This is a genomic window from Rhodococcus pseudokoreensis (genome assembly GCF_017068395.1).
GTDB lineage: Bacteria > Actinomycetota > Actinomycetes > Mycobacteriales > Mycobacteriaceae > Rhodococcus_F > Rhodococcus_F pseudokoreensis.
Window position 1 is genome coordinate 6,975,532 of sequence record NZ_CP070619.1, and the last position, 13,366, is coordinate 6,988,897.

The window sequence follows — 13,366 nt, forward strand, 5'->3', positions numbered from 1 at the left end:
CCGCACACAGAAAGGAGCCCGTCATGCCGATCGCCGACCCTCACTCAGCCGTCGAAACGACGGCCCGAACATCGGTGGCCCCACCGGTGCCGGACAACTCGACCGCGAACTTCGTCACGGCCATGGGCGCCGTCGCGACCGGAGTCACCGTCGTCGCGACCGACGGTCCCGGCGGGCGCGCCGCGCAGACCGTGAGCGCGATGTGCTCCGTCTCGGCCGACCCGGCGCTGGTGCTGGTCTGCCTCCACGGACGGAGTCCCGTCAACGACGCGATCTCGGCGAACGGCGTGTTCTGCGTCAATGTGCTTGCCACCCAGCACGATCACGTCGCCGACACGTTCGCGGGCCGCCCCTGGCCCGGAAAGCAGCGGTGGGACTTCACGTGCGGGCACTGGACCGTGGCCGACTCCGGTTCGCCGCGCGTCCACGACGCGATCGCCTCGTTCGACTGCGCCGTCCACGAGGTCATCGACGCCGGAACCCACCGCGTCTACATCGGACGCGTCGCGGCCGTGGAGGCGCACCCCGGGGACCCGCTCGTCTACGCCGCCCACACCTACAGCAAGCCGGCAGCATTCGAACCTTCCACCTTTCCCGACTACCCGGACGCACACCCCGCGCCGAGGACCAGGAGCACGAAATGATCCGCACCGGAGACGAATACAGGGAGTCCATCAGGGACGGCCGCGAGGTCTGGGTCGACGGGGAACGCGTCAAGGACGTCGCCGACCATCCCATGTTCAAGCCGATCGTCGACGTGCGGGCCCGCATCTACGACCTCGCGCACGACGAGGCCACGCAGGACGCGATGACGTACGTCGACCCCGACTCCGGCGAACGCAACGCCATCGCCAACAAACTGCCCCGCACCCAGCAGGACTGGCTCGACAAGCGGGCCGCCGTCGACCTGGTGCTCGATGACACCCGAGGTGTCGTCACCCGCGTCGGCGACGAGACCATCGGCGAGATGTGGTCGCTGTTCGACGGGCAGGACGTCCTCAACGAGGTGGACCCGCGCTTCTCGGAGAACATCCGCCGCCACCTCGAGCGGTCGGTCCGGGAGGACCCGTTCCACGTGTCGGCGAACACCGACCCCAAGGGCGACCGGTCCAAGGCCCCGCAGGACCAGGACCCCGACATGCTTCTGCACGTCGTGAAGGAGACCGACAACGGCATCGTCGTGCGCGGCGCGAAGTACGAGACCGCCGCCGCGTATTCCAACCAGGCGTTCACCAAGCCGACCATCGCGAACTGGGGCAACAGTGAACTGTCCGACTACGCCGTCGGATTCGTGCTCGACATGGGTGCGCCGGGGCTGAAGTACATCTCCCGCAACGGGTTCGCCGGCCGCGCACCCGCCGCCGACTACCCGCTCGCCAACCGGGTCGACGAGGTCGAGTCGCTCGTCGTGTTCGACAACGTCGAGATCCCCTGGGAGGACGTGCTGTTCTACCGGCACACCCGGGCCGCGACGTTCATCCGCTCCACCCTGCACCGCTACAGCGCGTTCCCGTTCGTGCAGCGCACCCTGCACCTCGCCGACCTCATGATCGGATCGGCGCTGTGGAACGTCAAGCAGAGCGGGCTCGAGAAGCAGCAGGCCGTGCAGGAGAAGCTCGCCCAGCTCGCCTGCTATCGGGAGACGATCAACGCCCACCTCACCGCCGCGATCTCGCTGGCCGAGCCCAGCCCCGGCGGTCTGCTCATGCCCAACCAGTCCCTGCTCTACACCGGCCGGGTGATGGCGCTCAGCCAGCTGCCCGCGATGATGCACTTCGCCCGCGAACTGTGCGGCGGCCAGATCTGCATCACCCCGGACGCCGCCACGTTCGCAGACCCGGACGTCGCGCCGTGGCTGGAGAAGTTCTACTCCATCAACGACAACTGGGTGGCCGACGACCGCCGCAAGCTCCTCGCGTTCGCCCGCGACCTGCTCAACAGCGACTATGCCGGGCACCGGCTGACGTTCCAGCTCTTCGCCCAGTCGCCGCCGTTCGCGCAGCTCGCCGCCGTGTACCGCAACTTCGACTTCGACGGGCCGCTCGGCCTGGTCAAGGCCGCGGCGGGACTGTCCGACAACGTCGACGGCGGTGCGGCATGACCACCCACACCCGCATCCGACCGTTCAACACCCGCGAGACGTACCCGGAGCAGAACCTCGACAACGATCTCGCGCAGGCCGTCGTCGCCGGCGGCGTCGTGTACCTCCGCGGGCAGATCGGCCAGGACCTCGACACGAGGGAGTCCGTCGGAATCGGCGACGTCGAGGCCCAGGCCGAGAAGGCGATGGCGAACATCGCGATGCTGCTCGAGGAATCGGGCAGCCGCCTGGAGGACGTCGTCAAGGTCACCGTCTACCTGGTCGACGTCCGGTACCGGGAGACTGTCTACCGGGTGGTCGGGCGCTGGCTGAAGGGTGTGCATCCGGTGTCCACCGGCATCGTCGTCGACGCCCTGGCCCGGCCCGAATGGCTCGTCGAGATCGACGCGACGGCAGTGATCAGCTCATGACGTTCTCACTCGTCGCCCGTGATCCCGCAGGCGCGTTCGGGATGGTCGTCTGCTCCTCCAGCCCCGCCGTGGCGTCGCGCTGCCTGCACGTGCGGTCCGGCGTCGGTGTCGTCGCCTCCCAGAACGTCACCAATCCGCAGCTGGGACCGGTCGGCCTCGACGCGCTCGCGTCGGGTGAGAACGCGGAAGCCGCGCTGAAATCCACACTCGCGCAAGAGAAATTCCCGGAGTACCGGCAGATCGTCGTCGTGGATGCGGACGGCGGAACCGCGGTGCACTCGGGAGCGCAGACGCTGGGCATCCACAGCAGCGCGCAGGGCAGCGGCGCCGCCGTCGCAGGCAACATGCTCCGCGACGAAGGCGTCATCCGGTCGCTGCTGTTCGGCTACGTGTCGAGCACCGCCCCGACGTTCGAGGCCCGGTTGCTCGACGGTCTCACCGCCGCGGTCACCGCCGGCGGTGAGGCCGGGCCCGTGCACTCCGCGGGAATGCAGGTGGTCGAGGACGTGCCGTGGGCCGTCACCGATCTGCGCGTCGACTGGCACGACGACCCGGTCGGCGAACTGCGCCGGCTGTGGACGGTGTGGGAACCGCAGAAGCGGGACTACCGGGTGCGGGGTGTCGACCCCACGGCCGCCCCGTCCTACGGCGTCCCGGGTGACCTGTGAGCGCCGGCGCCGCGATTCGTGACGGGGCCAGACGCGCCGAAGACCGGATCCTGGCACTGTCGCACGACCTGCACGCCCACCCGGAGGTCGCGTGGGAGGAGGAACGCTCGTGCGGCCGGGTCGCCGGCGTGCTCTCGGACGCCGGTTTCACGGTGGAGCAGCAGTACGTCGGGTTGCCCACCGCGTTCCGCGCGCACGTCGGCACCGGACCGTTGCACCTCGCAGTCTGCGCGGAATACGACGCGCTCCCCGGACTCGGGCACGCGTGCGGGCACAACGTCATCTCCGCCATCTCGGTGGGGACGGCACTGGCCCTCGCGCCGCTCGTCGACGACCTCGGCGTCACCCTGTCGGTGCTCGGCACCCCCGCCGAGGAGGGCGGGGGCGGCAAGATCGACATGCTGAGACGCGGGGCGTTCGAGGGCGTCCACGCCGCCGTCATGGCTCACCCGGGGCCGGTCGACGTCGCCCGCGCCGAGCCGTACGCGGTGTCCCACAGTCACATCCGATACGACGGCAAGGCCGCGCACGCCGCGGCGTACCCGGAGCGCGGCGTCAACGCGGCCGACGCGTTCACCGTCGCGCAGGTCGCCATCGGGCTGCTCCGGCAACAGCTTCCCGCGAGCACCCGCGTCCACGGGATGATGACGCGCGGGGGAGAAGCGCCCAACGCCATTCCCCAGCGCACCGAAGGTCGCTGGTACGTGCGCGCCGAGACCCTGGACGAGTTGGCCCGCATCGAACCCCGGGTCGCCCGCTGCTTCGAGGCCGGCGCCGTCGCCACCGGATGCGAACTGACCATCGCCCCCGAGAGCGAACCGTACTCGGAGTTCCGCACCGACGAAGCGCTGCTCGCGTCGTACGTCCGGAACGCGGAGGGTTTGGGCCGGGTGTTCCGCACCGGCGCCGACTCGCTGATGAACCGGGCGTCCACCGACATGGGCAACGTCTCGCAGGTGCTCCCCGCGATCCACCCCTACATCGGCATCGACTCGGCACCCGCCGTCAACCATCAGGCCGAATTCGCCGCGGCCAGCGCCGCACCCGCCGCCGACCGGGCCGCCGTCGACGGCGCCCTCGCGCTGGCCCTGACCCTGTACGACGCGGCGACCGACCCCGGTCTCCGCATCCACCTGCTCGCCTAGCCACCCCGCTCGCCTAGCCACCCCGAAGGAAACCCGATGTCCCGCATCGCCCAGCCCGTCCGCACACGCGTCGAACACGACCTGCTGGGGGAGCGGGACGTCCCGCTCGACGCCCACTACGGCATCCACACCCTGCGGGCGCTGGAAAACTTCACGATCACCGGCACCCCGATCGGCCGCTACCCGGAGTTGGTGGCGGCCCTGGCGTGCGTCAAGCAGTCGGCCGCGGTCGCGAATCGGCGTATTGGGTTGCTCGACGAGCGCCGCGCCGACGCCGTCGTCGCCGCCTGTGAGCAGATCCGTGGCGGCGCGCTGCACGACCAGTTCGTCGTCGACGTGATCCAGGGCGGGGCGGGCACGTCGACCAACATGAACGCCAACGAGGTGATCGCCAACCGCGGTCTCGAACTGCTCGGGCACCGGCCCGGCGACTACATGTTTCTGCATCCCCTCGAACACGTGAACCTGAGCCAGAGCACCAACGACGTCTACCCCACCGCTCTGAAGGTGGCGCTGCAGTTCGCGATTCGCCGACTCCGCGCCGCGATGGATGCACTCGCGGAAGCCTTCTCCGCGAAGGCCGCCGAGTTCACGGACCACCTGAAGATGGGACGCACCCAGCTGCAGGACGCCGTCCCCATGACCCTCGGCCAGGAGTTCGGGGCGTTTGCGGTGATGGTCCGGGAGGACGCCGAACGGCTCGAGGAAGCCGCGCTGCTCGTCACCGAGATCAACCTCGGTGGCACCGCCATCGGCACCGGAATCAACGCCCACCCCGACTACGCCCGGCTCGTGTGCGAGGAACTGCGCGCCGTCACCGGACTGCCGCTCGCGACCGCAACGGACCTCGTCGAGGCCACCCAGGACGTCGGCTCCTTCGTCCAGCTGTCGGGGGTGCTCAAACGCACCGCCGTGAAGCTGTCGAAGATGTGCAACGACCTGCGGCTGCTGTCGTCGGGGCCCCGCGTCGGGCTCGGTGAGATCAATCTCCCTGCGGTGCAGGCCGGGTCGTCCATCATGCCGGGCAAGGTCAACCCCGTCATCCCGGAGGTCGTCAACCAGGTGGCGTTCGAGGTCATCGGCAACGACGTCACCATCACCGTTGCCGCGGAAGGCGGCCAGTTGCAGCTGAACGCGTTCGAGCCGATCATCGCGCACAGCCTGTTCGCGTCGCTCAGCCACCTGGCCGCGGCCTGCGAGGCCCTCTCGTCCCGCTGCGTCGTCGGGATCACCGCCAACGTCGCGCACATGCGTGCCGGGGTGGAACGGTCGATCGGTCTGGTCACGGCGCTCAGCCCCCACATCGGCTACGAGGCGGCGACCCGGCTGGCGGCGGACGCCCTCGACTCGGACCGCAGCGTCACCGAACTGGTCCTCGAGCGCGGCCTCCTCAGCGACGAGGAGCTGGAAGGGATTATGCGCCTTCGGCGCCCGTGAGTACTTATCAACCGCCCGACGTTAAGAAGTACTCACGGGTGCCGGAGGCGCAAAGAACTCCAGCGCAATGTTGTCCGGGTCGCGGAACGAGATTCCGGACCCGTAGTGCGCCGTTTTGATGCCCCCGTGCGCGATGCCGAGTGCGTCGAGCCGCTCCACCCATCCGGGCAGTGCGTCGGGGGAACACTGGAACGCGATGTGGTCGAGCCCGACCTGCCGTTCGTCGAACCTGGCGGGGGCGCCGCTGTCGGGATGGGTGTGCAGGCCGAAGAGCATGCCCCCGTCGAGCGCGAACACCGTGTGGTGGAACGTGCCCGATTCCTCGTCCTCGTCCAGGACGGGTGCCGAACCGAACAATGTTGTGTACCAGGCGGTGCTGGCCGCCAGGTCGGACACGGTGATCGCGACGTGGGTGAGGCCCGGGAAACTGGACATCTGCGACTACTCTCTGCTCCGGTGGACGCGGGTGTCCTTCGACCCTAACGAGCCGCCGCGGTCCCGTGGTGGACAACGGCGAAACCCTGCCCGACTGGCCGGCACACGCAGACCGCCCGATCCTGTAACAGGATCGGGCGGTCTGCGTTCGGCGTCTAGAGCCGTGCGGTCTCACGCGTGCCGGGGGCGTACGCGCCGGCGGAGCGGCCGGGACCGCGACGCGCCAGGAGCAGGTAGATGGGCCCGGTCACCACCAGCCCGGCCACCCAGGACAGGTCGGCGCCGCCGAGGAACGCCGACACCGGCCCCGTGTAGAGGGACGTGGCCATGAACGGGATCTGGACGATGATGCCGAGCAGGTACGCGGTGATGGCCGTCCAGTTGAACCGGCCGTAGATGCCGCCGTCGAAACGGAAGATCGAGTCGAGGTCGTAGACACCCTTGTGGATGATGTAGAAGTCGATGAGGTTGATCGCCGTCCACGGCACCAGGACCACCAGGAGCACGACCACCAGATCGACGAAGTGCGAGACGAAGTCGGCCGACAGCGCGATGGCGACGACGGACGCCGCGACGAGGATGATCGTCGAGAGGATCACCCGGGCGCGGGCGGTCGGAATCCAGCGCGCGCGGAACGTCTGGATCGACGTGATGATGGCGAGGACGGCGCCGTAGAGGTTCAGCGCGTTGTGGCTGATCACGCTGAGCAGGAACAGCACCAGCATGACGCTGCCGAGGCTTCCGGTCGTGGCCTTGACGCCGTCCATCGTGCCCATGCCGACGGGTGCGGCGAGGGTGACGACCGCGCCGAACGCGAACGCGAGGAACGAGCCGAGGGTGCAGCCGAGGTACGTCGCCCAGAACGTCGACGGGACGCCCACGGTTTTGGGCAGGTACCGCGAGTAGTCGGAGACGTAGGGCGCGAACGCGATCTGCCAGAGCGCACCGAGCGACACGGTGGCCAGCCACCCGGCGAAGTTGAAGTCGCCGCGCGTGAGGAAGTCCGACGGCAGGTCGCCGGTGAGGATGGCGAAGAACCCCACGAGGATCCCGATTCCGAGAACCCAGGTGCCGATGCGGTTGAGGATGTGGATCAACCGGTACCCGATGATGCAGATGACGGCGGAACCGAGAGCGCCGGCCACGATCCCGACGTCGACGGGGATGCCGTCGACGATCCCGTGCATCGACTGGCCGGCCAGGACGATGTTCGACGAGAAGAAGCCGAGGTACATGACGGCGGCGATCACCACGATGATGAGCGCGCCGAAGGTGCCGAACTGTCCGCGGCTCTGGATCATCTGGGGGATCCCCATCTGGGGTCCCTGCGCCGAATGCAGCGCCATCAGCGCGCCGCCGGCGAGGTGCCCGACGACGAACGCGACGAGACTCCACCACAGCGAGAGTCCGAACAGGCTGGGCCCGAGGGCGCCGGTGACGATCGGGAGCGGCGCGAGGTTGCCGCCGAACCACAACGTGAACAGGTCACGGACCTTGCCGTGGCGATCGGATTCCGGGACGAACCCGATGGTGTGCTTCTCCAGCATCGGGGCGGCGTGGGTGTCGGGCATCAATCCTCCGAACGGTGCGCAAGTGCGCCCTGTGGTCGAGTAGTGCAGACCACAATGGTCGGAGGGGCTGAATCTGTACAGAACAACTAACTGATGCGTTGCATCACTTCTGCAGATTCAGCAGGTCGGAGCGGAAACCGCCGCGAGCGGTAACGCGAATGTAACCGTAATGCCAGGTCAGCACGGATTCCCGGGCCGCGGTCTAGCCTGGTCCGGTGCGCACCGTGGGAGTCGACCTGGCGGCCGAGCCGAAGAAGACGGCCCTGGCCGTCGTCGACTGGTCCGACGGCGTGGCCCGCGTGGAGTCCATCCGGCTGGGAGTCGGCAACGATGCGATCGCCGAGGCCGTCCTGGCGTGCGACAGGACCGGTATCGACGCACCGTTCGGCTGGCCCGACGCGTTCGTCCGGATGGTGTCCGAGCACCACGCCGGCCGACTGCCCGCGACCGGCGGTCTCGCGAACCGCGAGGGACGTCGCCCGCTGACCAAGCGGCGCACCGACCTCGCGGTGCAGGCCGCGACGGGAATGGCGCCGCTCAGCGTGTCGGCGGACCTCATCGCGCACGTCGCCTTGCGCTGCGCCGGCATCCTCGCCGAACTCGGCGACCTGGGCGTCGACGTCGGACGCGTCGACGGCCGGGTGGTGGAGGCGTATCCGGCGGCGGCGCTGCGCACCTGGGGGCTGGTGTCACGCGGATACAAGAGCGTGCAGAACCGGGTGACGCTGGGGGAGTTGGTCGACGCGTTCCTCGCCGCCGCGGACTGGATGGAACTCGGTGCCTTCCAGACGATCTGCCGGGAATCGGACGACGCACTCGACGCCGTGCTCGCCGCTGTCATCGCGCGGGCCGCGGCCCTCGGCTGCACGGCGCTACCCGAAGGCGGCGACCGCGACGTCGCCGAGCGGGAGGGGTGGATTCACGTGCCGACGGCGGACCTGCAGTCGCTGCGGCCCTAGACGGTCAGGCCCGACGTAAGCTGGGCGCGACATCGGGCGGAGAAGTAGGAGAAGTAGAGGAGATCGTTGTGGCGACTCGTGCGGTACCGCAGGCCAGTGTCGGCGACGTGATGGCGGAACTGGCGGCCCTGGAAGATCCGAAGATCCGCGCCGTGAACGAACGCCACGGCGACGACCACGGGGTCAACCTCACCAAGCTGCGCGCGGTCGCCAAGAGTCTCAAGACTCAGCACGACCTCGCCGGCGAGCTGTGGGCGACGGGCGACACCGCAGCCCGTCTCGTCGCGATCCTGATCTGCCGCCCCAAGGCGTTCAGCGCGTCCGAGTTGGACGCCATGCTCCGCGACGCCCGCGTCCCCAAGGTGCACGGCTGGCTCGTCAGCTATGTCGTCAAGAAGAGCCCGCACGTCGAGGAACTGCGCGTGGCGTGGTTCGCCGACTCCGACCCGGTCGTCGCGAGCGCCGGCTGGGCGCTGACCAGCGACCGCGTGGCGAAGGACTCCGGCGACCTCGATCTGCCCGAACTCCTCGACCTGATCGAGGCGCACATGAAGGACGCGCCGGACCGCCTGCAGTGGGCCATGAACGAATGCCTCGCCAACATCGGCATCCATCACCCCGAGCTTCGTGCCCGCGCGATCGGCATCGGCGAACGCCTCGAAGTGCTGAAGGACTACCCGACCCCGCCCAATTGCACGTCCCCGTACGCGCCGATCTGGATCAACGAGATCGTCCGCCGCCAGACACAGAGCTAGCCGCATGCGACTGCGCTGGTAGACCGACCGCGGCGACGTCCGCGCGCGAAACCTGGCAAATTGGACACCACACGCACCGTGCGTGGGCACGTGAAGAAGGAGTCCAATGGCTTTCTGGGATCAGCTGAAGGCAAAGGCGTTCGAGATGAACGGTCAGCTCAAGACCAAGACGGCGCAGTTCCAGAACAAGGAGTTCGCCAACGCCTCGATGGCCATGTGCGCCCTCATCGCCGCGGCGGACGGGACCATCGACCCGTCCGAGCGGCAGAAGACGGCGGGGCTGATCACCAGCAACGAGGCGCTCAGTGTGTTCCCGTCGGACGAGCTGAGCCAGAAGTTCGACTGGTACTGCAGCAAGCTGCAGTCCGATTTCGAGTTCGGCAAGATCGAGGCCACGGCCACCATCGCGAAGCTGAAGACCAAGCAGGACCAGGCTCGGGCCGTCATCCAGATCGGCATCGTCATCGGCGGCGCCGACGGCAACTTCGACCAGAACGAGCGAAACGTGGTGCGCGACGCCTGTTTCGCGGTCGGTATCGCGCCGGCCGAATTCGAACTCTGAGGTGAACGGTGACGCGCCCGGTGCGGGCGCGTCACCGACGCTCAGTAGGCGGTGATGATCGGCGCCGGATTCCACAGACCCGAACGCTGAGTCCGGGTGGTGTCGATCTCCGCGGCCGTCGCACCGGCGTCGAGGGGGGAGTACTGCTCCACGCCGCCCCAGTCGCGGTCCCAGTCGTTCTTCAGGTACGACGGTATGGTTCGGCTCGCCCGGGTCATCTCGATCCAGCCGAGGGGGCCGCCGCCGTACCGGTCCTGCCACAGGCTGGTCATGATCGCGCCGGGACGGTCCGGGAGGATCCGGTACTCGGGCGCCTCCGCGACACCGGCCCGGTGATCGAACGGCCGCTGGCACGGAAACGCAAGGCCCACAGCCCAGTCGATCATGACGGGCGATTCGGATCCGATCACGTCGTTCAGTGTCTGCGTCCGCGGAACCCGCGGCGGTGTGACCGCCAGCCACTGCTGCGGATCGCTGTCCGCGTCCGACGCCACCAGCCGGATGACATCCGTATCGCCCGGCCGGGAATCGAGCGGAACACGCAGATTGCGCCACGACGGCGCCGGGCCGATGTCGATCGGCGTCACCCGTCCTCCGACCGCGACCGTGCCGTCCTGCTGCGCGGTGCCGTACTCCACCTCGAGGTTCTGGCCGTAGGTGACGACGCCGTCCGCGTCGACGGAGCGGATGCGACCCGCCGCGGCGATGGAGACGAGGTCACCCGCACCGGTGTCCGATTCGGCACCGGACAGTCGGTACCAGCCGGTGGTCAGCGACACGTCGCCGTCGCTGCCGTCGCTGCCGAGGACCGGGGTGCTCGCGGGGTCGAGTCCGAACGGCAGGGCCACGGCGCTGCCGTTGACACCGACCGCGCCGGCGCCGCCACCGGTGCCCGCGGCGTTGCTCGACGCCGTCTGCTCGGTGTTGTCGGTCTTGACGGAGTTGGCGACACCGGCATCCGACGATTCCTCGTCGGCGCTGAGGTCTCCGGCGACACCGTTCGGGCTGAAGCCGGCGCTGCCGGTGCCCGCGAGGGTGGTCGCCGCGTCACCCGACAGTGGTTGCAGCAGTGACGCGTTGGGATCGGTTTCGAGCAGGACGTCGTTGGCCAGGCCGCACGGCGCGCCGGTGACGGCGTCGACGTTGGAGCGGGCGAGGGAGAACGCCGGGTACTGCGCGACGGCGCCCTTCGCCATCGACAACACCTCGAACAGCACCATCGCGGCGGCCGCGACCGTCAACGGCGGGAGTGCCCACACCCGGCGCCTGCGCACGGAGTCGCCCCGCGTGTAGGGCTCGCGGAAGTAGCACCACGCCGCGATCAGCAGCATCACCAGGGTGGCGCCGAGCAGGATCGTGCCCGCTCCGAGGCCGCCGATCGACACCGGCTTGTCCCACCACGGGACGCTGTAACTGGACACGTACCACCACCCGTTGGTGCTGGTGAAACACATCGCCAGCAGGAACAGCACGGCGGCCGCGAACAGGGCGCGGTTGCGTGGCGAACGCACCACGGAGGTGCTCACCGCGACCGACGCCAGGACGGCGAGCGACCCGGCGAGACCCGCGTAGATGCCGAAGTGGTGCGTCCACTTGGTGGGCGTGAACATCATCAGGCCCATCGCGGCGAGTGTGATGCCGATGAGCCGCCGCGACGGTCCCGTCGCCGTCCCGGGAATCCGGCCACCCTTGCGCAGCATCACCAGGACTGTCACCGCCAGGCACAGCACCATCACGAACACACCGAACCGGCGCGACAGCGAACCGTCGACGGAGATGTTCAGCAGGTACTGGTAGCGGAGGTACTCGTCGAACCAGGGGACGTTGGGGCCGATGGCGTGCACGTGCTGCATCTCCATCACGGCGGCGAGGGTCTGATCGGCGAACACCGCCACCAGGATCACGGTTCCCGACGCGACGAGCGGCGCGAGCAGCGCCAGATAGCCGACCGTCTTGGCCCGCGCGATCACGATCTGCAGGATCGGCCGGGCGCCGGCGACGAGGGCGCCGAAGCAGATCAACCCGGACGGGCCCGCGGTCAGCGTGGCCGCACCGACCAGGATCGCCACCGCGGCGGGCAGCAGCCGACGGGTCGCGACGGCGCGTTCCACCGAGCACCACGTGAGCAGCACGCCCACCGCGACGATCGGTTCGGGCCGCAGGCCGTTGTTGTAGGGGAGCCAGAACGCGAGGAACACCAGCCCGCCCGTCCACAGCGCGAGCCGGTTGCCCCGGACGGCGGCACCGAGTCGCGGTGCGACCTCCCGGCTGATCACCAGCCACGCGACGATGCCGGCGAGCAGCGCGGGCAGACGCACGAACGGGCTGGCCGGGGTGATGTTCGCCAGCACCGCGAGGACGTCGTAATAGGGCGATCCGAACGGCGCCTCGGGGACGCCGTACCAGCGGAAGTAGTTGGCCATGTAGCCCGCGGCCTCGGAGGTGCGGGCCATGTTGAACTGATAGCCGTCGTCGGAGGTGGAGGCGCCGATGAAATGCCACAGCACCAGCGTGCCGAGAACGACGGCGTCGACGGCCCCGAACGACCACCAGCGGGTGGGCAGGAATCGCCGGGCCCGGCGACCGTCCACGTTGTCGAGACGGTGCAGCGCCACCAGCGCCAGAATCGTGGCCAGCGCACCCACCACCATGGCCACGAACTTGATCGTCGACGGCGTCGACGAGAACCGGCTGTCGATCTGCGCGGTCACCTGCAGGCCGTCGGGCACCGGCCCGTCGAGGTCGCTGAAGATGCCCACCATCTGCGGGCGGAGGTCACCGTCGACGACGGTCGGGGCGTCCTGGCCTGCCGTCACGAAGCCGGCGGTGGTCCGCGTCGAATCCGAGGACACCACGAGCGTGCAGTCGGCGGGTAGCCCGTCGAGCGGTGACGACAGCAGCACCTTGTTCCGCAGCACCACCTCGACGCCCGCGGGACCGTCCGCGGTCGCCGCATTCACCTTGGCGACCAGTCCGTACCTCCCGGCGTCGGCGGCACCCGCGGGGGCGGTGGAGGTCAGCAGCCCGCCGCGGCCGGCGAGTTCGCCGACCGTCGAACAGGGGATTCGCACGTCGAGGCTCAGCGGCGCGTAGGAGACGAGCGGGGCCTCGACGCTTCCGGTGCTGCCGTTCTGCGGCCAGGTGAGGGTCGCGCTGTCCTGCTCGACCGGAAGGAACGGGAGCGACAACGTGAGCAGCACCCCGAAGAGGGACGCGACGATGGCGAAAAGACGAGCGGAGCGGACCGACTGACCGACAGGAGACGACTGCGGCGGGGTCCCGATCGGCGACTCGTCCGAGTCGTCTCTGGACACATTCGCCGA

General features: G+C 69.1%; 12 protein-coding genes. 9 read left to right on the plus strand and 3 right to left on the minus strand.

The genetic code is table 11. The annotated features are described in order from the left end of the window. Positions 1–23: 23 nt before the first annotated feature. The 6 genes from JWS13_RS36965 to JWS13_RS36990 are packed head-to-tail and all read left to right on the plus strand — an operon-like array spanning position 24 to position 5,761. A complete protein-coding gene (locus tag JWS13_RS36965; protein WP_206010282.1) occupies positions 24–644 on the plus strand; it encodes a flavin reductase family protein in 621 nt (206 codons plus the stop codon). Then, the gene (locus JWS13_RS36970) at positions 641–2,101 is read left to right on the plus strand and encodes a 4-hydroxyphenylacetate 3-hydroxylase family protein (protein WP_206010283.1); all 1,461 of its coding nucleotides are present in this window, start codon (positions 641–643) and stop codon (positions 2,099–2,101) included. Before JWS13_RS36965 ends, JWS13_RS36970 begins: the two co-directional genes overlap by 4 nt. Then, on the plus strand, positions 2,098–2,511 hold the full coding sequence (locus JWS13_RS36975; RefSeq protein WP_206010284.1) for a RidA family protein: 414 nt from the start codon (positions 2,098–2,100) through the stop codon (positions 2,509–2,511). Before JWS13_RS36970 ends, JWS13_RS36975 begins: the two co-directional genes overlap by 4 nt. Then, on the plus strand, positions 2,508–3,179 hold the full coding sequence (locus tag JWS13_RS36980; protein ID WP_206010285.1) for a DUF1028 domain-containing protein: 672 nt from the start codon (positions 2,508–2,510) through the stop codon (positions 3,177–3,179). Before JWS13_RS36975 ends, JWS13_RS36980 begins: the two co-directional genes overlap by 4 nt. Continuing rightward, complete coding sequence (locus JWS13_RS36985) at positions 3,176–4,324, plus strand: M20 family metallopeptidase (RefSeq protein ID WP_206010286.1); 1,149 nt, start codon at positions 3,176–3,178, stop codon at positions 4,322–4,324. The genes JWS13_RS36980 and JWS13_RS36985 overlap by 4 nt, the downstream gene beginning before the upstream one ends. Before the next feature lie 36 nt (positions 4,325–4,360). Beyond that, the gene (locus tag JWS13_RS36990) at positions 4,361–5,761 is read left to right on the plus strand and encodes an aspartate ammonia-lyase (protein WP_206010287.1); all 1,401 of its coding nucleotides are present in this window, start codon (positions 4,361–4,363) and stop codon (positions 5,759–5,761) included. A gap of 21 nt (positions 5,762–5,782) precedes the next feature. On the opposite strand, the gene JWS13_RS36995 is transcribed toward JWS13_RS36990, so the two are convergent. Both JWS13_RS36995 and JWS13_RS37000 read right to left on the minus strand, forming a co-directional pair. Further along, positions 5,783–6,196, minus strand: a complete 414-nt coding sequence (locus JWS13_RS36995; RefSeq protein WP_124389746.1) for a VOC family protein — start codon at positions 6,194–6,196, stop codon at positions 5,783–5,785. A 155-nt stretch (positions 6,197–6,351) separates the two neighbouring features. Next, positions 6,352–7,767: a purine-cytosine permease family protein gene (locus tag JWS13_RS37000; RefSeq protein ID WP_206010288.1), complete on the minus strand. Its 1,416-nt coding sequence runs from the start codon at positions 7,765–7,767 to the stop codon at positions 6,352–6,354. A gap of 215 nt (positions 7,768–7,982) precedes the next feature. Here JWS13_RS37000 and JWS13_RS37005 point away from each other — a divergent pair, with 215 nt between their 5' ends. The 3 genes from JWS13_RS37005 (at position 7,983) to JWS13_RS37015 (ending at position 10,043) form a co-directional block, all read left to right on the plus strand. After that, positions 7,983–8,726 carry a DUF429 domain-containing protein gene (locus JWS13_RS37005; protein WP_206010289.1) on the plus strand — a complete coding sequence of 248 codons (744 nt, stop codon included), beginning with the start codon at positions 7,983–7,985 and terminating at the stop codon, positions 8,724–8,726. Between the two features lie 110 nt (positions 8,727–8,836). After that, on the plus strand, positions 8,837–9,481 hold the full coding sequence (locus JWS13_RS37010) for a DNA alkylation repair protein (protein WP_206011884.1): 645 nt from the start codon (positions 8,837–8,839) through the stop codon (positions 9,479–9,481). Positions 9,482–9,587: 106 nt separating this feature from the next. Next, a complete protein-coding gene (locus JWS13_RS37015) occupies positions 9,588–10,043 on the plus strand; it encodes a tellurite resistance TerB family protein (protein ID WP_072944086.1) in 456 nt (151 codons plus the stop codon). Between the two features lie 41 nt (positions 10,044–10,084). Here the strand turns inward: JWS13_RS37015 and JWS13_RS37020 are convergent, their stop codons facing one another. Further along, a complete protein-coding gene (locus JWS13_RS37020) occupies positions 10,085–13,357 on the minus strand; it encodes an arabinosyltransferase domain-containing protein (protein WP_206011885.1) in 3,273 nt (1,090 codons plus the stop codon). Between the last annotated feature and the right edge of the window lie 9 nt (positions 13,358–13,366).

Bases quoted from the DNA above. Each gene is read 5' to 3' on its own strand.
- JWS13_RS36965 (WP_206010282.1), top strand. From the start codon at position 24: ATGCCGATCGCCGACCCTCACTCAGCCGTCGAAACGACGGCCCGAACA.
- JWS13_RS36970 (WP_206010283.1), top strand. From the start codon at position 641: ATGATCCGCACCGGAGACGAATACAGGGAGTCCATCAGGGACGGCCGC.
- JWS13_RS36975 (WP_206010284.1), top strand. From the start codon at position 2,098: ATGACCACCCACACCCGCATCCGACCGTTCAACACCCGCGAGACGTAC.
- JWS13_RS36980 (WP_206010285.1), top strand. From the start codon at position 2,508: ATGACGTTCTCACTCGTCGCCCGTGATCCCGCAGGCGCGTTCGGGATG.
- JWS13_RS36990 (WP_206010287.1), top strand. From the start codon at position 4,361: ATGTCCCGCATCGCCCAGCCCGTCCGCACACGCGTCGAACACGACCTG.
- JWS13_RS36995 (WP_124389746.1), bottom strand. From the start codon at position 6,196: ATGTCCAGTTTCCCGGGCCTCACCCACGTCGCGATCACCGTGTCCGAC.
- JWS13_RS37000 (WP_206010288.1), bottom strand. From the start codon at position 7,767: ATGCCCGACACCCACGCCGCCCCGATGCTGGAGAAGCACACCATCGGG.
- JWS13_RS37010 (WP_206011884.1), top strand. From the start codon at position 8,837: ATGGCGGAACTGGCGGCCCTGGAAGATCCGAAGATCCGCGCCGTGAAC.
- JWS13_RS37015 (WP_072944086.1), top strand. From the start codon at position 9,588: ATGGCTTTCTGGGATCAGCTGAAGGCAAAGGCGTTCGAGATGAACGGT.